Here is a 24,201-nt window from a genome sequence, read left to right as displayed (position 1 = left end):
CCCACGGAGCAGGACCGGAGCGAGGGCATGCCGAGCCTTAGCGAGGCACCGAACGTCAGGGGCAAGAGCCCTTGGTTACTTAGGGCCGGGCGGCGTTCCGTGCTTCCAAGTGACTCGCCGTAAGGGCGAAACCCTAAGTCGCCGTTACCGCAGGAATGGATATGTACTCAGTCAACAAAATCCCCATCGGCCGTCAGGACGCCTTCGCCGGCAAGCCGGGCTCCTATACCGAAGCATCCCGCCGCTCACCCACCAACAGCAACGACTGCGGCACAGGGCTTTGCGGATGCTGCGGCTCCTGCAGGCCAGCCAGCCGAAAACCGGCCATGTCCAGCGCATTGAACCAACTGGCCAGGGTTCGCAGGTACCACGGCATCGGTTGCCACTGCCCCTCGAACCCGGCGAAGGTCTCCTCCCGCCAGCCATCCTGATAGTCGCCCGCGGCGGCGGTCCACGGATGCAGGGTCTGGATCACCAGCGCGCCGCCGGGGGCGAGCAGGGCGTTCATGGCCGCGAGCAACGGGATGATGTCCTGGTGCAGCAAGGCGAAGTTGGCGCAGATCAGGTTGTAGTCATTGCCGATCTGCACTTTGGCCTCTGCCAGCTCTTCGTAACTGGCCAGGTACACCGTTGAGGCGCCCGCCGCCCGCGCCGCCTCGACCAGCGTCGCGTCGCCATCCACGCCGGCGGCCTCGATGCCACGTTCCGCCAGTGCCCGCAACAGCCAGCCTTCGCCACAGCCGAGGTCGAGCACGCGTTCGGGCTGGCGGCCCAGTATCGCCACCAGGATGGCCTGGTCGGTGACCTTGAGACGGCTTTCAATGGCGCCGGTGCGCACCGCTTCGATCCAGGCGTGGGCGTTGTGGTGCCAGCTTTGCAGGAGGGTGGATTCGTCGGCAGGCATGGCGATGTCCGAAGTGGTGGGCTGGATAGAAGCATAGGACAGGTGCATGCGAACCATCAGCCGTGCTGCGCCTGATGGGGACAATGCGCGATGTGTGTTGTCGAATGGAGTGACAAGCAACGGTGCATGAGCTAGTGGTTGTCGCACCCGCGTTTTTCAATCCTGTTCAGATTGAGAGGTGGACTGATGAACAACATTATCTACATCGTCGGGCTGGTGGTGGTTATCGCGGTCGTCCTGTCGTTCCTTGGATTCGCATAGCCTCATGCCGGGCACAAGCGACGGTCTGAGCCAGCCCGTCGCTATGCCTGGGGTTATCGATTAAAACGCTCGGCCAGGCTGTGCAAGTACTCGGCCATGACTTCAAGGTCCTGGCTGATGGCGGCGCCTTGCTTGGCCTGCCCGGCACTGTGATCGCACAGTTGGGCAATTCGCGTGATCTGTTGATTGATATCTTCCGTCACGTGACTTTGCTCTTCCGACGCCGACGCCATCTGCTGGCTCATGTCGGTGATCCGGCTGACGGCCTGGCTGATTCCCACCAGAGCAGCCTGCACCGCCTCGACACGCTGCATGCTGTCGCGGGAAATCTGCTCACCCCGGGTCGCCGTTGAGACTGCGCGATCGGCACCGATGTGCAGGGAAGCGATAATGCCGTGGATCTGCTCGGTAGAGGTGCGGGTGCGTTGGGCCAAAGATCGCACCTCGTCGGCCACCACGGCAAAACCGCGACCTTGCTCACCCGCCCGGGCCGCCTCGATCGCCGCATTGAGTGCCAGCAAATTGGTCTGTTCGGCAATGGACGTGATGACATCCACGACGCTGCCGATCGATTGCGTCTCGCTCGCCAGCGCATTGACCGCCTGGCCGATTTCGTTGACGGCGGCGTTCATGGCCTCCATGGCTCGCAGGCTTTGTCCGGCCAACTCGCTGCCGTCCCTCGTCAGCTGGTCAGCCTCGCAGGCGGCATGGGCCGTACTGATGACGTTTTGTGTCACTTGCTGGTTGGTTGCCGCCATCTGCGAGATGGCGGCGGCGGACTGATCGGTTTCGCTGCGCTGGCGGTCCAGCGATTGCGCTTGCAAGCCGGACAGTTCGGATGACTGCGCCGCCTTGGCCTTCACACTGACGCCGGCATCGACGAGCCGACTCAAAGCTGTCTGCAAGCGCGCCTCCTCACTGAGCATGGCCATGTCCAGTTGCCCTTGGGGACCATGATTGTCGCTGTAGGTGAGGGCTACCAAGCGGTCGGCAAAGGCTTTCGGATGTTCGGCCAGGGTGCGTTGTATGGCGCTGCGTTGTCGGGACACGATCAGGAACCAGGCAATGCCCAGGCTCACCACCAGCACCCCCTGGGCCGCCGTTTTTGTCAGCCACTGATCAGCCAGCAGTGAAACCGTGGTTGCCATCAGTAATGGCCAGCCCTGTTGCAGCGGCCGGAAAATCCGCGCACTCAGCGCGACGATCGGCTTGCCGGCGCGCATCCTTGCGTAAAGCGCGCTTGCCCTGCGCACCTGGTCGCGAGTGGGCACCGAGCGAACCGACTCGTAACCGCTCAGGCGGCCGTTTTCATACATGGGCGTGACGTAGGCGCTGACCCAATAGAAATCACCATTCTTCGCCCGATTTTTCACAATGCCCATCCAGGGCTTGCCTTGCTTGATGGTGTGCCACATGTGCACGAATACCCCGGGCGGCATGTCGGGGTGGCGGACCATGTTATGGGTCTGGCCGACGAGTTCGTCGAAGGTGAAACCGCTGATGTCGACAAACGCGTCATTGCAGTAAGTGATTCGACTGTCGAGATCGGTGGTGGAGATCAGGCGTTGTTCGGCGGGAAATAGTTTTTCATGGTCGGTTACGGGCAAATTCACGCGCATCAAAAGCGATCCTTGTACGGATTTCTATTATGGTCTGGAACATGAAAATCAAAAAAATACGCGTGTGTTCTACGCGTATTCCGTGATTGCCGACCCCGCATTGGACGACACTTTCTTTTCATTTGATGACAACTGCTGGTGTGCCTAAGTAAGTTCGGGACCCGACGCGGGATAGAGTTCGTCGAGCACTTGCATCAGTGCGCGCTTGCGTGGGTTTTCCAGGCCGGTCCAGGCCACGCCGATGCCGGCTCCGCTCATGGCCAGCGCCAACGGGCGGATCACGACGCCGATGGGCAGCGCCGATGCGGCACCGCTCGGCAAGATGCCGACGCCCAGGCCGGCGGCCACCAACGCCAACTGGGTGGTGAACTCGCCCATCTCCCGGGCAATCGTCAGGGTGATCTTGCGTCGGTGGAAACCCGCCAGCATCTGGTCATACAAACCGGGCGCGAACTTGCGTGCCAGCACCAACATCGGACACCCGAGCAGATCCTGAGGCTTTATACGACGCTGGGCGCACAGCGGATGGTCTTGCGGCAGCGCCACCACCAGCGATTCCTCGAAGAGCAGGCGCGTGTGCACGCCAGGCAGGTTCAAGGGCAGGCGTACCAGGCCAAAATCCAGGGCGTTGTCCAGCAAGGCCCGGGCCTGCGGCAGGGAAGGCATGTCCTTGAGTTCCAGTTCGATACGCGGGTAGCGCTCCTCCAGCGTACGTACGAGCACCGGCAACAAGTGCGACAAGGTTGAAGAGACGAATGCCAGGCGCAACACTCCGACCTCGCCGGCCGCGGCCTGCTGCAACACCTCTCGGGCACGCCCGGCCTGGCGCAGGGTCGCCAGGGCCTCGGGGAGAAACAGCGCTCCCTCTTCAGTCAACTCGACCCGGTGGCGGTCACGCTCGAACAACTGCGCCCCGACATCGTCTTCCAAGGCACGTATTTGCGCACTCAAGGCCGGCTGGACAATGTGCAGGCGCGCCGCCGCGCGACCAAAGTGCAGTTCTTCGGCCAAGGCCGTAAAGGCGCGCAGATGCTTAAGTTCCACTGAACACTCCCGATTGGCTAAAGCGTGCGTGGTGATCACGAACGGTGATCACGGCATCACCATAAACGATTGGCACGCCCGGGCGGTAGCGGTTGAAAGTGACGTCATGGCCCATTGGTAAATCCAGGACAGGGAGACACACATGATCGATAACTTTCGCCTGAACCGGCGTCGGGCGCTGATCACCGGCTCAGTGCGCGGCATCGGCCTGGCCCTGGCCCGTGGACTGGCACAAGCCGGCGCCCGGGTGGTGCTCAATGGCCGCGATACCGAGCGCGCCCAAAGCGCCTGCGCGCTGTTACGCGATGAAGGCCTGGACGCCGAATACGCGGTGTTCGACGTGACCGACCACCAGGCCGTCGCCAACGCCATCGATGGGCTGGAAAACCGCCTGGGTCCGATCGATATTCTGATCAACAACGCCGGGTTGCAGCATCGCCAGGCACTAGAAGACGTCAGTGCGCAAGACTGGCACCGGCTGATGAGCACCAACCTCGACGGCGTATTCAACGTGTCCAAGGCTGTGGCCCGGCACATGATCACTCGCCGGCGCGGCAAGATCATCAACGTAGGTTCAGTGCAAAGCGAACTGGCGCGCCGCTCCATCGCGCCCTATGCCGCCAGCAAGGGCGCCGTGCGCATGCTCACCCGTGGCATGTGTGCCGATTGGGCAGGTCTAGGCCTGCAGATCAATGCCCTGGCCCCCGGGTATTTCCAGACCGAGCTGAACCAGGCCCTGGTCGACGACCCGGCGTTCTGCGAGTGGCTGGTGCAACGCACCCCTGCCGGGCGCTGGGGCCATGTCGAGGAACTGTGCGGCGCGGCCGTTTTCCTCGCCTCGCCAGCGTCCGACTTCGTCAACGGCCAGACCCTTTTCGTCGATGGTGGCTTGACCAGCGTCGTTTAACTCATCCGAAGGACACCCACATGCCTCAATCCCTGCCAACCCTCTGTGGCTCCATCATGGGGTCGCCGTTTTCGCTCTCGGCAAAGATCCACAACGCGGCCTACGCCGCCCTGGGCCTGGACTACACCTTTGTCTGTTTTGGCGTCGAAGATCCGGTTGCCGCCGTGGCGGCTATACGCACCCTCGGCGTGCGGGGCATGAACGTCTCCATGCCCTACAAAACCGCGGTGATGCCGTATCTGGACAGGATCGACGAATCCGCCCAGGTAATTGGCGCGGTCAACACCATCAACAACGTCGACGGGGTTCTCACCGGCTACAACACCGACTACCTGGGCGCGGTACGCGCCCTGCAGGAAGTCACCGAACTGCGCGACAAGCGTATCGCCGTGATCGGTGCCGGCGGCGCTGCTCGTGCGGTGGTCTACGGTTGCCTGCAAGCGGCGGGCGAGGTCACGGTGTTCAATCGCAGTCTCGAACGCGGTGCCGCCCTCGCCGAAGATCTGGGCGCCCGGTGGGGCGGCAGCGTCGAGGCGTTCACGGCCAAAACCTTCGATATCGTCATCAACGCGACTTCCGTGGGCTTCAAGCAGCCGGACAGCAACCCGCTGGACGGCCGCCTGGCCAGCCACTTGATTGTCATGGATGTGGCGTTCATGCCAGTACAGACCGCGCTGCTGCTGCAAGCCAAGGCCCTGGGTTGCAGCACCGTGGCTGGCACCCGCATGTTGGTGCACCAGGCCTGTCGGCAAATCGAGTTGTACACCGGCAAAGAGGCACCCATCGACATCATGGAGCAGGCCATGCTCCAGGAAATCCGGCGGTTGAAATTGTAAGCACCCCAACGACCTGTCAATAACAAGATGCCGTAAAGGCACCTGGAGGTACCCAGATGACTCACGATCATTCTCCATCCGACATCGCTTCGACCCCCGACGCGTGCGAGCGCAAGAAAGACTTGCACCGTGCCGCCTGGGCCTGCTCCCTGGGCAGTGCCCTGGAATACTACGACTTCGCGCTTTACACCCTGGCCTCGGCGCTGATCTTCGGGCCGCTGTTCTTTCCGGAACAGACCCGCGCCATGAGCCTGATCGCCAGTTTCGGCACCTACTTCCTCGGTTTTGCGATACGCCCGCTGGGCGGCGTACTGTTTGGCATGATCGGTGACCGCGTGGGGCGCAAGTTCGTGCTGACGTCGACGGTGCTGCTGATGGGCATTTCCAGCACCCTGATCGGTGCCTTGCCAACCTTCCATCAAGCCGGCTATCTGGCACCGGTACTGCTGGTGATCCTGCGCCTGCTCCAGGGGCTAGGCGCCGGTGCCGAACAGGCCGGTGCCGCGGTGATGATGACCGAGTACGCCCCCGAGGGCCGGCGCGGTTTCTATGCCGCCTTGCCGTTCCTCGGCATCCAGTTGGGCACCATCCTCGCGGCGCTGGTGTATTTCCTGGTGGTCAGCGGCAATGACAACGTGATCGAGAGCGGGCTGTGGCGTTTGCCGTTCTACAGCAGCGTGGTGATCGTTGCGTTGGGCCTGTACATGCGCCTGTCGCTCAGGGAATCGCCGACCTTCATCCGCCTCAAGGCGCTCAAGCGCATCTGCGTCAACCCGCTGAAAAGTGCCATGACCCACTCCAGGCCAACCTTGCTCGTCGGTATCGGCCTGCGCCTGGGGGAAAACGGGGGTTCATCGATTTACCAGGCCCTGGCGGTGAGCTACATCGTTGGGTTGGTGGGGCTGCAAGGTCCGGTGGGCGTACTGACCCTTATCTGCGCGGCCAGCCTTGGCGCGATGACCGTGCCGATTGCCGGCAAGCTCAGCGACCGCTTCGGTCGTGTCGTGGTCTACCGCGCTTTCGCGCTGCTGCAACTGGCACTGGCCTTCCCGGTGTGGTGGGTGCTGAGCCTGGGCAATGTGGCGGCGAGCATCGTAGCCATCTCCATCGCGCTGGGCATCGGTACCTGGGGCATGTTCGGCACCCAGGCGGCGCTCCTGCCTGAGCTGTTCGGCTCGCGTCACCGCTACATGGGGGTGTCGATCGCCCGGGAAGTGTCGGCCGTGATCGCCGGTGGCATTGCGCCGATGGTCGGTGCCGGCATCATCGCCCTGGTCGTGGCGAGCCACGATGGCGACGCCAGCGCCGGTGTCAAAGCCTGGCTGCCGATCGCCTGCTACCTGACGCTGCTCACATTGATCACCCTGTACGCCACGTTCAAGACACCGGAAACCCTCAACCGCGACCTGGACGAACCCCGTGATGCCTGGGAAATAGCCAACGCCGCAACCGCGAGGCCTATCCAGTCCGGAACCAGCGCACGCGCAGTGTGAGATGAACCGGTCAGCGACGAGCGTTCAACTGAGCGCTCGTCGCCAGGTAAAATGGTTAGCCTGCTCACGAATTGGCCTGGTATTTGCTATCGAATAGCCATCTGAATGTCGCAATGGACGAAGTGGATGTCGCTATCAAGTAATTTCATGCCGTTGTCCGCCAGTGAAAAGCGCTGGCTTCCCTGGTTCGGCAAGACGGGCAAAGCCCGCATGGGCTGGTCATGCTGGCTCAATCGGTCGGCCTACCCGGTGATCGAGCAAACCTTCGACGCCATCGCTGAAACCCGGGTGCAGTTGTTGCAGAACTGGACGCGCGAGCAGTGGGAACACCTGGCGGAATTGGCGGAGAACCTGGGTCGTGATTTCGCCCAACTCGACAGCACTTCGTTGATGGACAAGCTCACTCAGGCGGAAGATTTTTCGGAGTTGTTTGTCGTTGACGCCAGCGGCAGCGTCATCGTTTCAACCTGGAGCCGGCGCGGCAAAACCCGGCTGGAGCAAACCCGCGCATTGGCCGAGGGATTGAAGGCGCCGTTTCTACATGGCCCTTACAGCGATCCACTGACCTTGCAAATCGGCCCTTCGTCTTCACGCTTCCATGATGAAGTCACGCTGATGTTCTATCAGCCCCTGAGGGTCGATGGAAAAATCCTGGGCTGCCTCTGCGGTCGCGTACCTAACGATGTATTGGGCGATCTCATCCAGCGCGAGGCCGGGCACATCTTTGCCGAGTCGGGTGACAACTATCTGTTCATGGCGCAATCGCGTTTCGATCCGGCCATCGAACCCGGCACCGCATTGTCACGCTCACGTTTCGAGGACGGCACCTTCAGCCACGGTGAAAATCTCAAAAACGGTGTGAACACACCCTGGAAGACCGTGCAGATCCAGCGACACACCGAGCTGGAGCTGCGCTTCACCGACCCGGCGACGCAACAATTGCACCCCGGCGTACGCGAGACCATCCGCAAGGGTTCCAACCTGTTCGTGACCTATCCCGGTTACTCGGACTACCGGTACATTCCGGTGGTGGGCAAGGGCGTTACCTTCCAGTTGCCGGGTTCACCTGATCGCTGGGGCATGATGTGCGAGGCTGATCTTGAGGAAGTCTACCGCCGGCGCTCGCTTAGCCATGGCTTGATGAAACCCTACATCGCGACCATGACCGGACTGTTTGCCTGCAATGTCCTGGTCCAGCATTACAGCGGCTTGGCCCAAGGCATGATCGATGCCGTCGAGGTTGCCAGCATGGCAGGTGCCGCGCTCCTGTTCAGCCGGCTCGGGCCCAAGCGTCTTGCGGCAAGGTTGAACGAGATGACGAGTGTGATCAGGACCATCGCCGAAGGCGAGGGCAACCTGCGCCAGCGCCTGGATATCGAGCGCATGGCCAACGATGAGACCGGCGACATGGGGCGCTGGATCAACAGTTTCATCGACAACCTCGACTCGGTGGTCGGGCAAGTGGTGAAGGCCAGCAGCAACGTCGGCACCACCAACCAGATGATGCTGGGACGCAGCCAGCAGGCCAGTATCACTTCCGATGAAGTGGCCGAAGCGGTGCATCGCATGATGATTATCGTCGAGGACCAACTGGGCGAGATCCAGCAGGCCTCTGCCAGTGCCGAACAAATGAAGCAGGCGATGGATGAAGTGGTCAGCCGCGCCCGCGAGCAATTTCTGGCTGTGCAGCAAGGCACGCAATCGATTCGGGACGTGGTCGAGCGTTCTTCCTCGAGCGTGCAATTGCTCGACAGCCGGATGACGCAGATCGGCAAGATCACCGGCCTGATCAGCGACATCACCAACCAGACCAACCTGCTGGCGCTCAATGCGGCCATCGAGGCCGCGCGCGCGGGTGAACATGGCCGAGGCTTTGCGGTGGTCGCCGACGAGGTACGCAGTCTCGCCTCGCGCACATCACGGGCGGCCGACGATATTCGGCACATGGTCGAAGGCCTGCAGAACGAAACGCAGAAAGCCGTCAGCTTCATGGAGGAGGGCGTCAAGGACGTCGATAACAGCCTGCGCCTGGCCGAAGATGCTTCTTCGGAAAACGTGCAGTTGCATCAAGTGGTAGAAAGCATGTTTGCGATCATCCAGCAGCTCAACACCCGTAGCCTCGACTACGGCAAGACGATCAGCAAGGTCGATCACTGCTCCACGCAAATGCGCCAGACCGTGGTGGTGCTGCAAAACAGTGCCGAAACGGTCAGGCTCAATGCCAATAAACTGCAGAAGCTGGTGGGGCAGTTCGAGGTGAGCAGCAACACCGAGCGGGTGGCGGTCGCCTGACCGCACCCGATCCCGAGGCCTTCAGCCCTGGCGCCGTCCTGGATAGTTGAGGACAAACTGCACATGCGCCTTCACCCCGGTCGCCAGCGTTGCATCATCGGCAGTGAAGTAGGGGCTGTGGTTGTTCGGCGCCTTGCCCATGTCCTGGTTCTCGGGTGTCGCGCCAAGGAACACGAACAGCCCGGGCACCTTCTGCGCGTAGTAGGAGAAGTCTTCGCTCGGCGACAGGGAGGCATCCAGGCGCGTGACCTTGCCCGGGGCCGCCAGCTCCAGCGCGGGCACCATGGCCTCGGTCAGCGCCGGGTCGTTGGTGGTCACGGGGGCGTTGTTGACCAGCAGCAGCTTGGCCTGGGTTTCGTAGGCACTGGCGATGCCGCTGACCAGGGGCGGCATTTTCTGCAGGATTGTCTCGCGGATATCGGCATTGTTGGTGCGGATGGTCCCGGTCATCTCCACTGTCTCGGGAATGATATTGGCGGCCGATCCGGCATTGAGCGTGCCGATACTGATCACGCCCATGCCCTTGGTCAGGTCGATCCGGCGGCTGACCAGCGTTTGCAAACCGCTAATGATGCCTTGGCTTGCAACAATCGGATCGACCCCGCTCCAGGGCGCGGAGCCGTGAGTCTGATGGCCCTGGACGGTGATGCGGAACGAGTCGCTGCTGTTGAGCACGGTTCCGGATTTGTAGTAGAGATGCCCGGTCGGATAACCCGCCATCACATGCACGCCGAATACGGCCTCGACCTTCGGCGAATCGAGTGCCCCGTCGCGAATCATCGCCTGGGCGCCGATCAGGGTATCGGACTGGAACTCGTCGACATCGGCGGCGCCTTCTTCGGCGGGCTGGAACAGGAAGACCACCGTACCGCGAACCTGATCCCGATGCTCGGCCAGCACCTTGGCGGCACCCAGCAGCATGGCGGTGTGCGTGTCGTGTCCGCAGGCGTGCATCACCGGTACGCTTTTGCCCAGGCGAGTACTGGTGGCCTGGCTGGCGAAGGGCAGGTCGGTCATCTCCTTGACCGGCAGCGCATCCATATCGGCACGCAAGGCAACCACCGGCCCGGGCAGTCCCCCTTTGAGCACCCCGACCACACCCGTTTTACCGACCTGGGTGCGCACCTCGATATTCGCTGCCTTGAGTCGTTCGGCAACCAGGGCGGCGGTCTTGAACTCCAGGTTGCCCAGCTCCGGGTGCTGGTGAATGGTGTGACGCAGGTCGATGACGTCCTGGTTGACCGCGCCGACCGCCGCATCGACCCAATTGGGCTCGGTGGCCTGGCTGGTGGTGGTGACGAACGTTGCCAGGATGGCCAGGCACAATGGAGCTTTGATAAAACGGATCAAGGTCGGTTCTCTCTGATGATGTTCAAGGGTGGCACTCGGCAAATGCGACGCCGTTCAATGCGCCGCGACAGGTTGGCTTGCCTGCGCATCGGGTTGGGTGCGAATGATCATGAGTGCGGCCGCTGCAATCGCCAACGGCACGATCAGCGCTGAGTAATAACCGGCAGGGCCTCCGTGCTCGAGAAACCAGCCGCCACTCGCCGAGCCGATGATGGCCCCGACCCGACCCAGTGCAATCGCCCAGCCGGTTGCCGTGGCCCGCAATGCCGTGGGGTACGCCTGGGCGACCATGTAGTTCAAGACGATTTGCTGACCACCGATACCCAGGCCTGCCAAACCGGCGAGGGTGAACACCAGTGCCCAGTGGGTGCCGCTGTTCGCCAGGCCCAGGCACAGGGCAATACCAAACACAAACAACGCCAGCAGCAATAGGCGAACGTTGATTTTCGGCAAGATGATCGACAGTGGAATGGCACAAACGACAAACACCGCGTTGACCGCCACAGTGCCCATGGGGGCCTGCTCTGCCGGCAGTCCGGTGGCCTTGAGCACGGTGGGCAACCAGGACAGGAACATGAACCATGCGACCCAGTTGAAAAGGTAGATGGTCCATATGCCAAAGGTATTGCGCGCCAGGCCGGCCGTGAACAAAGAGCTCACGCTGGTTTTTACATCGACCTCCGGGACGCTATAGGTGCTGCCTGGGAGGATCGGGTTTTTAGTGATTCTGGCGACAATTTTCCCGATCTTTTCAGTGCTGCCCTGGGTCCGCTGCCTGGTCAGGAAATACAACGACTCCGGCAGTGCGAACATCAAGACCACCACCAGCACCAGCGGCACGATACCGCCGACGGCGAAGATGCCTTCCCAACCAATGGAGGGCAGCATCCTGGCCGCCAGCAACCCGCCAAGAATGGCGCCCGCGGGTAAACCGAGCAGGACCGTGGTCATGATCGTGCCACGTTGTCTTGCGCAGCCGTACTCGGCCGCGAGTGAAAGAACCACGGGTGTCGCACCGCCCATGCCAAGCCCGGCGATAAAGCGCAGCACCAGGATCTGCTCGGTTGTCTGGGCAAATGCCGTCGCCAGGGAGGCGAAACCAAACAAGGCAACCGACCCGATAATCGCGGGTCGTCGGCCGAATTTATCGCCCATCAGGCCTAGCGCCATCGCCCCGAGCACCATGCCGACAATCCCCGCGGTCAGGATGGGCGCCAAAGCGCCTGCGCCAAGTCCGAACGCCTGGGTGATCGAAGGGCCGGTGAACGCAATCGCCTGGGTATCGAACCCGTCCAGAATGGCGACGAAAAAACACAGGGCGAAAACCCGCCACTGAAAAGCGCTGACTCGAGTGCTATCGATCAACTCGGGGATTGAATAATGAGTGCTCATGACTGCTCCATTCAGTAAGGCATTTTTTATCGTTCTTGCGCGCACAGGCAGACCCTGCCGAATCACAGGCTAAGTGTGATGGGCGGCAGGGTCTAATATCGTTTGGGTGCATAGCGATACCTTGTAGGTATTGTTAGCAAGGAACAGTCGGGGTTTGTTTGCCTTTGCAGCCGAACCTAAGCTAATGACAAAAAGGTATTTACTATTAATTTTTAAGATCGTTTAGCTTCAAGCAGGCGTTACCAGTTTCCGTTGAGTTTCATGGAGTGAACCCATGCCGTACACACAGGACATCACCACCTTACCGACCCTGGACCTGTCATTGCTGGATGGAACACCGGCACAGCGCCAAGGGTTTCTTGACGCGTTGCGCCACGCCGCGCGGGATGTCGGCTTCTTCTACCTGACCGGCCATGGCATCGACACTGAACTGTTGAACCAGGTTCAGGACAACGCCCGCCAGTTCTTTGCATTGCCCGACAGCGAGAAGGCAGCGGTCGGGATGATCAACTCGCCGCACTTTCGCGGTTACAACCGTGCCGCTTCAGAGATCACACGTGGCCAGCCGGACTTGCGCGAGCAGTTTGACCTGGGGGCCGAGCGGGACGTTTTGCCACTTGATCAGCACAGCCCGTACTGGGCACGGCTGCAAGGACCCAATCAGTGGCCCGCTGCGTTACCGGCGCTCAAGCCGTTGCTGCTGGATTGGCAACGGGCCATGACCGGCATGTCGCTGCGCCTGTTGCGCGCCTTCGCCGAGGCGCTGTCGCTGCCGCAGGAGGCTTTCGATCAGTTGTACGGCGACAAGCCGAATGAGCACATCAAATTGATGCGTTATCCGGGACAGGCGCCAGACGCCAGCCATCAAGGGGTCGGGGCTCACAAGGATTCGGGTTTCCTGAGCTTTCTGCTGCAGGACCGGCACGCCGGACTGCAAGTCGAAATCGAGGAGGGGCGCTGGATTGACGCGTTGCCTCGGGACAACACCCTGGTGGTGAACATCGGCGAACTGCTGGAGCTGGCTACCAACGGTTATCTGCGCGCCACGGTGCATCGGGTGGTGTCGCCGCCCGAAGGCAGCGAGCGCTTGTCGATTGCGTTTTTCCTTGGCGCGCAACTGGACGCGACAGTGCCGCTGTACCCGTTGCCAACGGCACTGCTGCGCGAAGCGCGGGGACCCGCCAGTGACCCGGACAACCCGTTGTTTCGTGACGTGGGATGGAACTACCTCAAGGGCCGGCTGCGCTCCCATCCCGACGTCGCCCAGCGTTACTACGCCGACGCATTGATACCCAAGGCACTCAGCGCCTGACCCCTCACTTTCGAAAAAGGATTACGAACATGTTCAAGAAAACAGGATTGACCCTGGCCGTGCTGGGCGCTCTGGTAACGTCCTTCAGCGCGCTGGCCCTCGAACCCCTGCGAGTTGCGGCGGACCCCGTGCCCCACGCGCAGATTCTGGCGTACATCCAGAAGATCGACCCGCAGCTGAACCTCAAGGTCATCGAGATTCCCAATGGCGTGAATTCCAATGAACTGCTGGTGCATGGCGACGTCGATGCCAACTACTTCCAGCACCTGCCGTACCTGAAGTCGCAGGAGCAGGCCCTCGGCGAAAAACTCGCGGTGGCGGCGACCGTGCACATCGAGCCGCTGGGCATCTATTCCCATCGCCACAAGAGCTTCGCCCAGGTACCGGTAAAAGGCACGATAGCGGTCCCCAATAACGTCACAAACCTGAGCCGCGCACTGTACCTGTTGCAGGACAACGGCTTGATCAAGCTCAAGGCCGGTTTCAATGACCCGGCCAAGGACCAGGCAACACCGAAGGACATCGCCGAAAACCCGAAGCAGCTGAAGATCCTCGAAATCGAATCGCCGCAGATTCCCCGCGCGCTGGATGACGTGGACCTGGCGGTGATCAACGGCAACTACGCGTTGGAAGCCGGTCTGGTGCCCGCCAAGGATGCACTGGGCCTGGAAAAAGCCGAGCACAACCCGTATGCCAACATCCTGGTGACCACGCCCAAATTGCAGGACGACCCACGGATCAAGCAACTGGCCAAAGACCTGACCTCGCCTGAAGTCGCCAGGTTCATCAGCGATAGTTTCTCCGGTTCGGTCATCCCGGTCGTCCCGGTGAATGTGGCGGCGGCCAGCAAGCCATGATCGTCGTCGAGCGGTTGAGCAAAACCTACGCGTCAGCGCCGTCGCCGGCGCTGGATCAAATCTCCCTGAGCATTCCCGACGGTGCGGTCTACGGAATCCTGGGGCGCAGCGGTGCGGGTAAATCGACGCTGCTGCGTTGCCTCAACCTGCTCGAACGGCCCAGCGCCGGGCGCATCCTGCTGGACGGCGAGGACCTGACGGCGCTGTCCGACCTGGAACTGCGCCGACAGCGCCAACGCATCGGCATGATCTTTCAAGGGTTCAACCTGCTGCACTCGCGAAATGTTTTCGACAACGTCGCCGTGCCGCTGGAAATCGCCCGCGTCAGTAAAGAGCAGCGTCACTCCCGGGTGAGGGAACTGCTCGACCTGGTGGGTCTGAGTGACAAGGCGCGGGCCTTTCCGTCGCAACTGTCCGGTGGGCAGAAACAACGGGTGGGCATTGCCCGGGCCCTGGCAGCACGACCGGCTTATCTGCTGTCGGATGAGGCCACCAGCGCCCTCGACCCGCAGACCACCGCCTCGACCCTGGAATTACTGCGCGATATCAATCGTCAGTTGGGGCTGACCATCGTGCTGATCACTCACGAGCTGGACGTGGTCAAGTCCATCTGTGATCACGCGGCGTCACTGGCCCATGGCCGACTGGTCGAAGCCGGGCCGATTGCCCGATTGCTGGCCGATCCGGCGTCGAGCCTGGGCCGCTCACTGCTGCCGGGGTACACCACGCCCTTGGGCCATGATGACCAGGCTTTGGAACTGAGTTTTTTCGACAACCAGCGGGCTGCCCCGGTGCTCAACGAACTGGCGCAACAGGGCGTGGAGCTGGACTTGCTGGCCAGTGGCATCGAGTCCATCGGCGGACAGAAGGTCGGGCGCTTGCGCGTGGCGTTTCGTGATGCCTTTGATGAACCGAAACTGGCGCAGGTCGTGGCGTTTCTCAAGCAGCGTGGCGTCAGGGTGGAGCGCTCATGAACCGGATCATCGACTGGAACGAGATCTTTCAACTGGTACTCAATGCAACGGGAGAAACCCTGTACATGGTCGTGCTGGCAGGGTTCTTTACCTTGCTGATCGGCTTGCCCCTGGGCGTGCTGCTGTTCATCAGCCGCAGTGGTGGCCTGTACGCGATGCTCCGGCTCAACAAAGTGCTGGGTGGGCTGGTCAACCTTGGTCGCTCGCTGCCATTCGTGGTGATGCTGATTGCCCTGATCCCGCTGACACGACTGGTGGTCGGTACCACGCTGGGCAGCACCGCGGCTGTCGTGCCGATCACCATTGGTGCCTTTCCGTTCTTCGCCCGAATCGTCGAAAACGCCCTGGACGAAGTGGACAAGGGCCGGATCGAAGCGATCCTCGCCATGGGGGGTGATATCTGGCACGTGATTTTCAAGGTGCTGTTGCCCGAAGCGCTGCCGGCACTGCTGGCGGGCATCACGTTGACGCTGGTGATGCTGATCGGGTTTTCATCCATGGCTGGGGTCATTGGCGGCGGCGGGTTGGGCGACCTGGCGATTCGTTACGGCTACCAGCGTTTCAACAACCAGGTGATGGTTGTCACGGTGGTGGTGCTGGTGATTCTGGTGCAGAGCGTGCAAAGCCTTGGCGATCGACTGGTACGCTCCCTTGCTCACCGTCGTTGATGGGGGCGGCCAGGGCTGCAATCGCAAGCCCTGACTCCCTGCCGTGTCTATTGGCTGGAGCGAACAGCTCCACCATCGATCAACAGGTTCTGCCCGGTCAGGTAGCCCGCATGGCTGCTGCAGACGAAGGCGCAAAGCGCACCGAACTCCTCGGGGGAGCCGAAGCGTCTGGCCGGAATTTCGCTACGGCATTCGTCGAGGAATGCCTCACTGTCCTGCCCCGACTCCTGGGCAGCGGCGACCAGGTTGTCACGCAGTCGATCGGTGTCGAATGAGCCCGGTTGCAGGTTGTTGATCGTCACGTTGCGACTGGCAAGGTTCTCCTGCCGGGCAAGCCCGGCGATAAACCCCGTCAGGCCGCTGCGCGCACCATTGGACAGGCCCAGGCTTTCGATAGGCGACTTCACTGCGCTCGAGGTGATGTTGATGATGCGGCCAAATCCGCGTGACGCCATGCCGTCGACCGTTGCCTTGATCAACTCGATGGGGGTGAGCATGTTGGCATCCAGCGCCTTGAGCCAGGCGTCGCGGTTCCATTCGCGGAAATCCCCGGGTGGAGGGCCTCCGGCGTTGTTGATCAGGATATCGAAATGCCCATGGGCCGCGAGGGCTGCCGCACGCCCCTCGGGCGTTGAGATGTCGCCGGCGACGGCAATCACCGTCACTTCAGGGTTGATCGACCGGAGTTGACGGGCTGTCTCATCCAGCGTCTGTTCGCTCCGGGCGGTGATCACCACGTTCACGCCTTCGCTGACCAGTGCCTGTGCGCAGGCTTTACCCAGGCCTTTGCTGGCAGCGCACACCAGCGCCCAGCGTCCTGCTATTCCAAGATTCATGCGTGTGTTCCTGAAAGATAAAAGTTCAAGGGAAAGGGTCAATACTGTTCACTTAAGCATGGGGTTGCATTTAAGAACTGGATTGGGGGGATATCCATTGCTGCGGTAACGGCCACTTATGGTTTCGCCCTTACGGCGAGTCCCTTTTTCAAAACGAACGCCAAAAAAGGAACCAAAAGGCTTTGCCCCACCACTTGGTGCCTCGCCTAGGCTCGGCATGCCGTAACGAAGGCATTGCTCCGTGGGTCGCCGCGCTGGGCCATCCCTGGCCCGGCGCGGCTAAACCGGCGTCCTGCCGGTTTCCCCACTGCGCAATGCCTGCGTTCGGCCATCGTGGTTAACGGGGCACCCAAATCCAAAGCAAAGCGAGGCGGCCTTAAAGCCGACCTGACTTTTGCAGATACCCCCAATCCCCTGTAGGAGCCAGGCTTGCCGGCGAACCAGACGCTGCGGTGTGTCTGTTGTACCGCGTTATCGTTCTTCGCCGGCAAGCCTGGCTCCTACAGGGGAAGGCGGACAGGCCTGCAATCAGGTCGGATTTAAGGCCGCCTTGGGGGCTATTCATGCAAGGTCCACCGTCGCCGACGGGTTTGGCGATCGGGCGGCGATCCCCATGAAGCGTCGCACGCGTTCCCCCTCGGCATCGCAGAGGATGGTGTCAGGTGCGGCATCGAGTTGGATATTGCCGTTCTCCATGAAGATCACCCGATCGGAGATGGACATGGCGAAGTCCATTTCGTGGGTGACGATCAGCATGGTCATGCCTTCCTTGGCCAGGTCGCGGATCACGTTCAGCACGTCGTTGACCAGTTCCGGGTCGAGGGCTGAGGTCGGCTCGTCGAACAGCATGATCTGCGGCTCCCTCGCCAAGGCTCGAGCAATCGCCACGCGCTGTTGCTGCCCGCCGGACAGTTGGTGTGGGTACTTGTGGGCATGGGCCAGCAGGCCGACCTTGTCCAGCAGCGCATACGCACGATGTTCACTCAGCTCGCCCGGCTGGCCGTGGTAACGCGGCGCCAGGGTGACGTTGTCGAGGATGGTGCGGTGCGGGAACAGGTTGAAGTTCTGGAACACCATGCCGATGTGCCGCACGCCTTTGCGCAGGCGGGCGCTGTTGGGTTTGTCCGAGGCTTCGATGAATTTGTCGCCGAACAACAGGATGTCGCCGGTATCGATGCTTTCCAGGCCGTTGACCGTGCGGATCAGCGACGTCTTGCCGGAACCGGATGGCCCGATGATCGAGACCACCTGGCCGTAGTCGACATTCAGGTCGATGCCCAGCAGCACTTTGTGCGTGCCGTAGCTTTTCTGGATGTTCTTCAGTTGCAGGATGGGCGTCGCGTTGTTGCCGGCCGCTTTGCGCGCACTGTCGGGCAAGGCTTCGGCGCAGGCCCTGAACTTGGCCACGGCGGCGTCATCGAGGGTGTGCGGTTTGCGGAAGTTCAGATCCAGGTAGCGTTCCAGGCGCTGCAGGAAAAAGCCGAACACGGTGACGATCAAGACGTAGTAGACGCCGACCGCCGCCAAGGTTTCCATGACCAGGAAGTTGGTGGCATAGAGGCGTTGGCCGACCGTGAGGATTTCGGTCAGGGAGATGACCGAGACCAGCGACGTCAGCTTGACCACCGTGATGTATTCATTGATCAGGGTCGGCAGCGAGATACGGAAAGCCTGGGGGATCACGATCAGGCGCTGCATGCCGAACAGGCCGACACCCAGCGCGCGACCGGCTTCCTTTTGGCCCTTGGCCACGGAGATCAGTCCACCACGGTGGATTTCCGCCATGTACGCCGCTTCCGTGACCACCAGGGCCAGCAAGCCGGAATAGAAGGGGTTGGACAGGATCGGCCCGCTGCCGGGAAACAACTGTGGCAAGTTGTAGACGAAAACCACCAGCACCAGCAGCGGGATGCTGCGGAAGAACCAGATATAGACCGCTGCAGGAATGCGCAGCAAAGGCGAATGGGACAGCTTGGCCGTGGCCAGGACAAAGCCTAGCAGCATGCCGATGAACCAGGCCAGGGCGCTGAGCTGGACCACCGTGACGCAGGCCTTCCAGAAGTCCGGCAGGGAGAACAGGGATAAGAAATACGACCAATCGAATTGCATGGGGCACCTCGATCTGCCGCCCCCGTGCAGGGGGAGACAGATGACCAGACTACAAGGACAGGTTCTTATTTGGCGGTCGGTTCTTCCAGGCCATATTTGCTGAGGATGGCTGCGTACTCACCGCTCTTCTTGATTTCCTCGAAGGCCTTTTGCACGGCCTGGAAGGTTTCGTCGTTACCTTTCTTGACGAAGATGCCCAGGGTTTGTTGGTAAATCGGGTGCTCGGTGGTGATCACTACCCGGCCATTGGTCTTTTCCGCAATCATTTTTGCGGCGCCGGCGATTTCAACCTGGGCCTGGATGTTTTTGGACAACAGGGCTTGGGTCACTTCGGGCGCCGAGGGGTATTCGCTGACGGTGATGGCGCCTTTGTTGTTGGGCACGCAGTACTCATCGGACAGCTTCCTGAACTCCTTGACCCAGGTCGTGCCCTGCTCCAGGCCCAGTTTCAACCCGCACAGGTCTTCAGGTTTTTTCGCGTTGATCTCGCTGCCCTTGGGCACCATGACCGAGGCACCGGTGTTGGCATAGGCGATGGTCTGCGCCTGGGTCTGGCGCTCCGGCGTGATGTACATGCCGGAAATGATCGCGTCGTATTTGCCAGAGTTCAAACCGAGGATCAGGCTCGGGAACTTGGTGTCGACGAACTCCACCTTGGCGTTCATGTGCTTGGCCAGCGCCGCTGCCACTTCGGGGTCCGAACCCACCACGTTCTTGTCCTTGTCATAGGACTCGAAAGGCGGGTAGGTGATTTCCATGCCGACCTTGAAGGTGTCTGACGCGGCCATGCTCACTGAGGCGGCAAGCATGCCGGCGGCCAATACAGCCAGGCCCAACAGGTTTTTCTTATTGTTTTTCATTTTTACTGACTCCGGCGTAGGTAGGGGTGTAGCTGAAAACTTCAATCAGGACGCTTGCGCCTGATTTTTCAGGTGTCCGAAACTGGCGGGCTTGCGTGCCTTGCCTGGCAGTTGAACGTCCCCGTTGGCCACTCGCTGGCGCAGATACTGATAGGTCTGCAGGGCCTGGCCATACATGTGTTCGCCGATCGTGATCTCTTCGTAGTCGTTGCTTGCGTGGGCGAACCCGGGCAGCGGCTTGATCTGGGTGTGATAGTCGCAGGCATAAAACAGCGGGAAGGAGTAACGCTCCTCCTTCACGCTGCGCACCCGGTGCGCGGTCGCAACGAAGGCGCCTGCGGTCATCACTTCCAGCATGTCGCCGATGTTGACCACAAAGGCATCGGCGATCGGTGGTGCATCGATCCATTGTCCGAGGTTGTTCATCACCTCAAGGCCCGGTTTGTCGGCCAGGAGGATGGTGAAACACTCGTAATCAGTATGGGCGCCAAGTCCCGGTGCGTCATGGGCGGCACCGTCGTAGGGGTAGTGGATCAGGCGCAGTTTTGACGGCGGACGGGTGACCAGGCTGTCGAAGTAGTTCTCTCCCAGGCCCAGGGTCAGGGCAAAGCCGCCGAACAGGCGCCGGCCCAAGGCGAAGATCGCTTCATAGTAGGCCGAAACCGCTGCCTTGAAACCTGGCAGCCGGGGCCAGTCGTTGGGTCCCAGCAACGGAGTGTTGGCGAGCACCAGCGGGTCATCGGCCGGCACTTCGAAGCCGACGTCGAAGGCTTCCTTGTGGTCCGGCTTGCCCTTGGAGTAGACCTCTTCGCCTTCGGGTACAAAACCCTTGTGGGTTTGCGAGGTGCCAATGTAGTGCTGCATCTTGGCGTCCAGGGGCTGGTCGAAATAGTCCTTGGCTGCCTTGCGCAGATTGGCGATCAGCTGCGGGTCGATACCGTGATCGGTGATATAGAGGAACCCGACCTCACTGGCGGCACGCCCCAATTGTTCGGCCACGGCCAGGCGGTGTTCCAGTTCAAAACTGAACAGGCCGGCGATGTTGACCACCGGGATGCTGTTGAAGTTGGCTTTGTGTGTGTCAGTGCTGATGCTTTTATTTTTATTGTCAGGCATGACGCGTGGGCTCCCTAAGGATGGCTTGAGTGGTGGAAACGCCCGAAGTGTTCGCGCTCGGTCTGGCCCATCCACACGTTCAACGACCACAGGTCGGCGACCGGGACATTGGTGAAGGGCAAATGATGCAGGTAGCCGTCGGCGCCGAACTCCGGGGTCAGGGTGCTGACCTGGTAACCGCGGGCTTGCTGCGAGCGCCAGATGCTTTCCCAGTGCTGCTGATGGAAAGCCAGTTCCTTGGCATATTCGGGGGCCGCCGGGTGCGGAACCTGGGGGCCCTGGTCATAGCCGACCCGGGCCTGGATATGGTGGACCCGTTCGACGAAAGCACTCAGGTCATCGGCCGGGTCATTCAACAGGCGCTCGCAGGTCACGACCCAATGGCTGATGTCACTGGTGAATAAAAGGTCGGGTAGTTGCCGGATCAACTCCAGGGTCACCCAAGGGTTGAACAGCGATCGCGAGCGGTGGGTTTCGAAACTGCAGACCTGGCCATGCTTGCGCGCCAGTTCCAGTGCCTGGCCGAAGAACTCCACTTGTTGCGCCAAGGACCAGCGATCATTGCCCGCCAGCACGTTGACAAATCGTGGGCCGAGCTCAACGGCCCAGGCCAGTTTCTGGTCGAGGTCATGGAGATGGACGGCGGGGGACGCCGACTGGTCCGGCAGTACATCGTAGGCAGTGAAGACCGTGCTGATGTAACCCACGCGATTGGCCTGGAGAAACGCGCCAAACTCAGCGCGTTCACCGGCGTCCAGCGGCAGGCGTGCTTCCATGCCATCGAAGCCCGCCCGCAGCAACTCATCGAGTGCCTGGGCCTTGCTGGCGGTGTAGCCCCACAGCGTGCGGAAAATTTCCAGCTTCATCGGTGATCCTCGGCTATTTCGCTCTGGAGCCGATGTTAGGCATAGGCGGCGGCGTCAAAGAATCGGAAAAATCAAATCAACACTTCAGACTTTCATCAACAAATAGCTGGCTACTTATCCTGCTTTCCAGGCGGGATTTGAGGGGCGAGCAGACGTCTACGTTGGGGATTAGCGGGAGATGCCACCGTTACGGCATCATTTTGAAGAGTCCCAAGCTACACAGGGCGCTTACGTCTCCTCATCGCCTAGCAGCGACGTGGCTCGGCTGTTCAACAGTGAGCCCGCCTGGAAGTAACCCATTACCGTGGTCACGCTGCGGTGTTCGGTCATGGCCATGACTTCGCCGAGTGGAACTCCCTGACGCCCGGCCTCTGTGACAAACCCCGAGCGCAGGCTGTGCGCGGCCCAATCGCCTTCAAGACCCGCCAACTTGGCTCGGCGCTGGACAATGCGCGCCACCTGATCAGCCGACAAGCCTGCCGTCCCGACCTTGCCACCTTTATACATCCGCCGAAACAGCGGACCCTCCTGCGCCGGCGCAGCCTTGAGCCAGGCCGTCAGCGCCTGCGCCGCAGGGCCGCGCAATGGCTTGTCACGGCGTACGCCGCCGGTGTCGGTCTTGGTCGCGCCCAGGGCGTACAGCCAGGTGTCGGCATCCAGTTGGCGCACATCGCCCACTTGCAGGCCCACCACTTCCGAGCGGCGCCGTCCGCCGCCGCTCCAGGCCAGTAGGAGCAGGGCGCGGTCGCGAATACCGCGCACGCCATCGGTGCAGGTGGCGAGCAGGGCCTGCAACGGTTCCAGCACGATCGCGCTTTTCTTGCGCACCGACACGCCCTGGCGTGACTGGGCCTTGCGCGCTTCGCGCAACAGGGTCTTCAACGCCGATGCTTCGGTGGGGCTGTCCCAGCCATTGATCCGGTGCCATTTGCCCAGTACGGCCAGGCGGTGACTGACCGTGTTGTACGCCAGCGCGCCGGGCTTGCTTTTGACTCGCGCCTTGATCAGCGCCGCGTCGATGCCGGGCGGTAACAGATGCGTCCAGCCACCGTCGGCCAGGGGGCGGGCCAAATGATCAACAACAAACTGAATCGCCACCGCGGTCGGCAGTGGCGCGTCACCCAATGCCTGGCCGTAACGCAATTGCAGCCACGCCGACCAGTAGGTCAGGGCGCTGCGGTAGCTGCGTACGGTATTGGCCGCGGTGCCGGCAGCGAGAAAGGCCGCCGCCGCTTCCTGGGCGTTGATTGCCAGGGAATGCGGGTTTAGCGGGGTTTCGTCCACCAGCGATAATTGATCTGTAATATTTAATACGTTCAACGTATGATAATTCCATTATTCAAAATATAACGTCGGATAACATTCTATTATCAGACCTAATATACCCGGAGGTGAGCCATGGCAGTAGGGGTGCCGGAAAACGACGTGTTTGCAGCGGCGGACGCGGTACTGGCCCGCGGCGAACGGCCAACGGTGGAACGCGTACGCCTGGAGCTGGGGCGCGGCAGTCCGGCGCGGGTCGGTGGTTTGCTCGATCAATGGTGGGCACGGCTGGCCGAGCGGCTGAGCGGCGAGACCCGTCTACCGGCGCTGCCCGGTGAGGTCTCGCAAGCGTTTGTCGCGGTGTGGCAGCAGGCGATTCACCTGGCGCAGGGTGTCGCCGAACAGGGGGTGGTGGAACAACGCAAGGTGCTGATCGCAGAACGCGAGCGGGTCGCCGAGATCGAGGATCAGGCACGTCAGGACGCGGCACAGTTTCGCCAGCAGGCGACGGAGGCCCTGGCGGCGCGCCAGGCAGCGGAGTTGCGTCTGGCAGATCTGGAGCTGCTGCTGTCCCAGCGCCAGACTCAGATCGAGGACCTGCAGCAGCAGCGTGAAGGTTTGTTGCATGAGCGCCGCGAAGCCCAGCAGCACAACCAGGCATTGCAGCAGGATCTGCAGTCGCTGCGGCTCAAGGCCGAGCAGGATTTACAGTCTCTGCGGGTAAAGGCCGAGCAGGAGCGCGTCGCGCAGGAGAGTTATGTGCGCGGGGTCGAGGATCGTGCACACCGTGAGGTCGACCGCGTGCGGGAGGAGGGCAAGGCGATGACGATCCAACTCAAGGCGGCCGCCCGGCAAGTGGAGCAGTTGCAACGCAGAATCGAGTCGGTCCAGACCGAGTCCAGTCAAATCCAGCAACGCGCCGCGGCGCAGCAGGCCCGTGCCGATACCCTGGAACAGCAACTGATCCAGATGCGCGAAGTACCACCCGCCAAGCGCAAGGCGCGTGTCCGCAAAACGCCCGCAGCGCAGGGCGCAGGCTGAGCCCTGCGCTGGACCTGTAGGAGCGCGCCTGCTCGCTGGCCAACAAGTAGCCGCTGGCGCAAATCACCAGCGACCAGCGCAATGCATCGGCACCGGCGATTGCGTTCAGGCTGTCACTGATGCCTGGGGATTCGTGCGCGGTCCCCCCTGTAGGAGCGATGCTTGCTCGCGATGGTCGTTAACGAAAACGCTGGCTGTCTG

The 24,201-nt window shown here is 61.5% G+C and carries 20 protein-coding genes; 9 read left to right on the top strand and 11 right to left on the bottom strand.

What is annotated here, in order from left to right; genetic code table 11:
* Nucleotides 1-223: 223 nt before the first annotated feature.
* The 3 genes from HFK74_RS19570 to HFK74_RS19560 all read right to left on the bottom strand — a co-directional run bounded on the left by HFK74_RS19570 (nucleotide 224) and on the right by HFK74_RS19560 (nucleotide 3,828).
* Nucleotides 224-904 (bottom strand): bifunctional 2-polyprenyl-6-hydroxyphenol methylase/3-demethylubiquinol 3-O-methyltransferase UbiG, encoded by a 681-nt coding sequence (locus tag HFK74_RS19570; protein ID WP_180204913.1) that lies wholly within the window; start codon nucleotides 902-904, stop codon nucleotides 224-226.
* Nucleotides 905-1,218: 314 nt separating this feature from the next.
* On the bottom strand, nucleotides 1,219-2,784 hold the full coding sequence (locus HFK74_RS19565) for a PAS domain-containing methyl-accepting chemotaxis protein (RefSeq protein WP_180204906.1): 1,566 nt from the start codon (nucleotides 2,782-2,784) through the stop codon (nucleotides 1,219-1,221).
* A 144-nt stretch (nucleotides 2,785-2,928) separates the two neighbouring features.
* Entirely contained in the window at nucleotides 2,929-3,828 is a 900-nt protein-coding gene (locus HFK74_RS19560) for a LysR substrate-binding domain-containing protein (RefSeq protein ID WP_180204905.1), read from the bottom strand.
* Nucleotides 3,829-3,970: 142 nt separating this feature from the next.
* Between HFK74_RS19560 and HFK74_RS19555 the strand changes: the two genes are divergently transcribed.
* The 4 genes from HFK74_RS19555 (at nucleotide 3,971) to HFK74_RS19540 (ending at nucleotide 9,356) form a co-directional block, all read left to right on the top strand.
* Nucleotides 3,971-4,735, top strand: a complete 765-nt coding sequence (locus tag HFK74_RS19555; protein WP_180204904.1) for an SDR family oxidoreductase — start codon at nucleotides 3,971-3,973, stop codon at nucleotides 4,733-4,735.
* Between the two features lie 20 nt (nucleotides 4,736-4,755).
* Nucleotides 4,756-5,571 (top strand): shikimate dehydrogenase, encoded by an 816-nt coding sequence (aroE, locus tag HFK74_RS19550; RefSeq protein WP_180204903.1) that lies wholly within the window; start codon nucleotides 4,756-4,758, stop codon nucleotides 5,569-5,571.
* 56 nt (nucleotides 5,572-5,627) lie between these two features.
* Nucleotides 5,628-7,064, top strand: a complete 1,437-nt coding sequence (locus tag HFK74_RS19545) for an MFS transporter (RefSeq protein ID WP_180204902.1) — start codon at nucleotides 5,628-5,630, stop codon at nucleotides 7,062-7,064.
* Nucleotides 7,065-7,190: 126 nt separating this feature from the next.
* Nucleotides 7,191-9,356, top strand: coding sequence for a methyl-accepting chemotaxis protein (locus tag HFK74_RS19540; RefSeq protein WP_180204901.1), 2,166 nt, complete (start codon nucleotides 7,191-7,193; stop codon nucleotides 9,354-9,356).
* 21 nt (nucleotides 9,357-9,377) lie between these two features.
* Here HFK74_RS19540 and HFK74_RS19535 read toward each other — a convergent pair whose 3' ends face one another.
* Both HFK74_RS19535 and HFK74_RS19530 read right to left on the bottom strand, forming a co-directional pair.
* On the bottom strand, nucleotides 9,378-10,706 hold the full coding sequence (locus tag HFK74_RS19535; protein ID WP_180204900.1) for an amidohydrolase: 1,329 nt from the start codon (nucleotides 10,704-10,706) through the stop codon (nucleotides 9,378-9,380).
* 54 nt (nucleotides 10,707-10,760) lie between these two features.
* Complete coding sequence (locus HFK74_RS19530) at nucleotides 10,761-12,098, bottom strand: MFS transporter (protein ID WP_180204899.1); 1,338 nt, start codon at nucleotides 12,096-12,098, stop codon at nucleotides 10,761-10,763.
* A 274-nt stretch (nucleotides 12,099-12,372) separates the two neighbouring features.
* Here HFK74_RS19530 and HFK74_RS19525 point away from each other — a divergent pair, with 274 nt between their 5' ends.
* The 4 genes from HFK74_RS19525 to HFK74_RS19510 are packed head-to-tail and all read left to right on the top strand — an operon-like array spanning nucleotide 12,373 to nucleotide 15,909.
* Nucleotides 12,373-13,410, top strand: a complete 1,038-nt coding sequence (locus HFK74_RS19525; RefSeq protein WP_180204898.1) for an isopenicillin N synthase family oxygenase — start codon at nucleotides 12,373-12,375, stop codon at nucleotides 13,408-13,410.
* 29 nt (nucleotides 13,411-13,439) lie between these two features.
* The gene (locus tag HFK74_RS19520) at nucleotides 13,440-14,267 is read left to right on the top strand and encodes a MetQ/NlpA family ABC transporter substrate-binding protein (protein WP_180204897.1); all 828 of its coding nucleotides are present in this window, start codon (nucleotides 13,440-13,442) and stop codon (nucleotides 14,265-14,267) included.
* A complete protein-coding gene (locus HFK74_RS19515) occupies nucleotides 14,264-15,241 on the top strand; it encodes a methionine ABC transporter ATP-binding protein (protein ID WP_180204896.1) in 978 nt (325 codons plus the stop codon). The genes HFK74_RS19520 and HFK74_RS19515 overlap by 4 nt, the downstream gene beginning before the upstream one ends.
* Nucleotides 15,238-15,909 (top strand): methionine ABC transporter permease, encoded by a 672-nt coding sequence (locus tag HFK74_RS19510; protein WP_180204895.1) that lies wholly within the window; start codon nucleotides 15,238-15,240, stop codon nucleotides 15,907-15,909. Before HFK74_RS19515 ends, HFK74_RS19510 begins: the two co-directional genes overlap by 4 nt.
* Before the next feature lie 47 nt (nucleotides 15,910-15,956).
* Here HFK74_RS19510 and HFK74_RS19505 read toward each other — a convergent pair whose 3' ends face one another.
* The 6 genes from HFK74_RS19505 to HFK74_RS19480 form a co-directional block, all read right to left on the bottom strand.
* The gene (locus tag HFK74_RS19505) at nucleotides 15,957-16,745 is read right to left on the bottom strand and encodes an SDR family oxidoreductase (protein ID WP_180204894.1); all 789 of its coding nucleotides are present in this window, start codon (nucleotides 16,743-16,745) and stop codon (nucleotides 15,957-15,959) included.
* A 561-nt stretch (nucleotides 16,746-17,306) separates the two neighbouring features.
* Nucleotides 17,307-18,854 (bottom strand): amino acid ABC transporter permease/ATP-binding protein, encoded by a 1,548-nt coding sequence (locus tag HFK74_RS19500; RefSeq protein WP_180204893.1) that lies wholly within the window; start codon nucleotides 18,852-18,854, stop codon nucleotides 17,307-17,309.
* 65 nt (nucleotides 18,855-18,919) lie between these two features.
* A complete protein-coding gene (locus HFK74_RS19495) occupies nucleotides 18,920-19,714 on the bottom strand; it encodes an ABC transporter substrate-binding protein (RefSeq protein WP_180204892.1) in 795 nt (264 codons plus the stop codon).
* 45 nt (nucleotides 19,715-19,759) lie between these two features.
* Nucleotides 19,760-20,830, bottom strand: a complete 1,071-nt coding sequence (locus HFK74_RS19490; RefSeq protein ID WP_180204891.1) for an isopenicillin N synthase family oxygenase — start codon at nucleotides 20,828-20,830, stop codon at nucleotides 19,760-19,762.
* A gap of 14 nt (nucleotides 20,831-20,844) precedes the next feature.
* Nucleotides 20,845-21,696, bottom strand: a complete 852-nt coding sequence (locus HFK74_RS19485) for a sugar phosphate isomerase/epimerase (RefSeq protein WP_180204890.1) — start codon at nucleotides 21,694-21,696, stop codon at nucleotides 20,845-20,847.
* Nucleotides 21,697-21,924: 228 nt separating this feature from the next.
* Nucleotides 21,925-23,016, bottom strand: coding sequence for a site-specific integrase (locus HFK74_RS19480; RefSeq protein ID WP_180204889.1), 1,092 nt, complete (start codon nucleotides 23,014-23,016; stop codon nucleotides 21,925-21,927).
* A gap of 78 nt (nucleotides 23,017-23,094) precedes the next feature.
* Between HFK74_RS19480 and HFK74_RS19475 the strand changes: the two genes are divergently transcribed.
* Nucleotides 23,095-24,000 carry a DNA-binding protein gene (locus tag HFK74_RS19475; RefSeq protein ID WP_180204888.1) on the top strand — a complete coding sequence of 302 codons (906 nt, stop codon included), beginning with the start codon at nucleotides 23,095-23,097 and terminating at the stop codon, nucleotides 23,998-24,000.
* Nucleotides 24,001-24,201 lie beyond the last annotated feature (201 nt).

Source organism: Pseudomonas sp. SbOxS1, from assembly GCF_013416725.1.
GTDB lineage: Bacteria > Pseudomonadota > Gammaproteobacteria > Pseudomonadales > Pseudomonadaceae > Aquipseudomonas.
The sequence above is the reverse complement of the archived record's forward strand: the minus strand, read 5'-3'. Positions and strand labels throughout refer to the sequence as shown.